Genomic DNA, 1,659 nt, shown 5'->3' with positions numbered 1-1,659 from the left:
CCTCGAAGTTTCGTGACGGCTCATCAGGTCAACTGGTGGGCTGTTTCGCTTTGTTGTGACGGGTGCGGGCAGGCTGACGGCCCGGCTGTCGCGTCGGGTGGGCGCCGGGTTCCACGGCTCCGGCGGGGCGGTGCTGCTCGTAGGGACGGGAGCCTGCTGGTCAGCCGGGGTTCGGGAGGGCGTCGAGTCTGGCCAGGGCGCTGGTGATGACGTCGGTCCAGGGCCAGTGGTCGGCGAATCTCAGGTGTCGGCGGCGGGCGGTGGTGACGAGCTGGGCGGCGGCGGAGAAGAGGCGGAGTCGTAGTCGGCGTGGTTCCCACCTGCGGGCTTCGCCGGCCAGGGCGAGCATGGGCATCCAGGCGAGCAGGTCGAGCGCGATCTGGATGATCTCCAGCCAGATCTGGTTCTGGGCGGCATCGTGTAGGGGCAGGTTGCGCAGGCCGGTGGCGCGGGCGTTTCGGATGCGGTCCTCGGCGCGGGCGCGTCGGCGGTGCCGCAATTCCAGGGCCTCGATCTTCTCGCCGGTGGTGTTGGTGGCGAAGCAGGTCAGCCGCAGTCCGTCGGCGTCGGTGAAGCGCAACTGGGCGCCAGGGTGGGGTCGTTCCTTGCGGACGATCAGCCGCATGCCCTTCGGCCAGCCGGCCAGCACGTCGCCGTCGAGCTCGGCGACCCAGGCGCCGTCACGGATCTCGCCTCCGGGTTCGATGGCCACCGTCCAGGCGGGGGCGGGAACCTTCAGGACGGCCTGGTGGATGGCGTCGGTAATGGTCATCCCGGTCGAGTAGGAAAGCCACCGGCCGCGCTGGGCGAGCCAGGCCACGAACTCGTGGGTGCCACCGCCGGAGTCGGTACGGATCAGTGTCCGGCGTCCGCGTCGGTACTTCTTCGGCAGTTGGGCCAGGGCGAGTTGGGCGGTTGCTATGTGGTCGGCGGCGGTGTTGGAGCCTGCGTTGCCGGGCCGCAGCAGAGCGGCGACCGGTTCCCCGCTGCCGCCCGGTCCGTGGTCGACGAAGGCCATCAGCGGGTGGTGTCCGAAGGTCTTCTTCCAGGTCGCGGTGGCGTCTTGTTTCTCGGAGTGCGCCAGCACGAGCACTCCGTCGATGTCCACGATCACCTGCCCGCCCGCGTCCGGTGCCGCCGGCCCGGCCAACTTCCATACGTGGTCGCGGACGTGTGCTCGTGCGGTGCGGATCGCGGACAGGGCCTTCGGGCCGGCCGCGGCGAGGGCATCGATCAGGCGGGAGACGGTGGGGTCCGAGGCCACCGCACCGAACACGGCCGGCTCGGCCCGCAGCATGCCCACGTCCGCCAGGCAGTCACCACCGAGCGCGACCGCCAGGGCCACATCGAGCAGGATCTTCCCCGAATCGTGCACCGCCCGCGGCTTGCGCCACGGCGCCAGCGCCGCCGATATCGCCTGATCCAGCCCGGTCTTGCGGACCGTCTCGACCAGCAGCACGCCACCGGCCTGGCTGACCGCTCCACGACCGCCGCCCTCGACGCAGACACACGGATACGACCCGATACGCTTCTTCACCTGAGGAGTGCAGCTTTCTTGACGACGACCCGGACCCTAGACAAGTCCTATCGTCCCAGGTCAGAGGCACTCCTCACCTTTTTGATCACGCTTCGGACAGGCTCGTTCGTGAAAGCGCGAGG

General features: G+C 69.6%; 1 protein-coding gene. It reads right to left on the bottom strand.

The features are described from left to right. Positions 1 to 160 precede the first annotated feature (160 nt). Positions 161 to 1,537 (bottom strand): IS1380 family transposase, encoded by a 1,377-nt coding sequence (locus ACIQZN_RS34905; RefSeq protein WP_404002737.1) that lies wholly within the window; start codon positions 1,535 to 1,537, stop codon positions 161 to 163. Between the last annotated feature and the right edge of the window lie 122 nt (positions 1,538 to 1,659).

The sequence above is a fragment of the Streptomyces sp. NPDC097595 genome, from assembly GCF_044761525.1.
Lineage (GTDB): Bacteria > Actinomycetota > Actinomycetes > Streptomycetales > Streptomycetaceae > Streptomyces > Streptomyces drozdowiczii_A.
The sequence above is the reverse complement of the archived record's forward strand: the minus strand, read 5'-3'. Positions and strand labels throughout refer to the sequence as shown.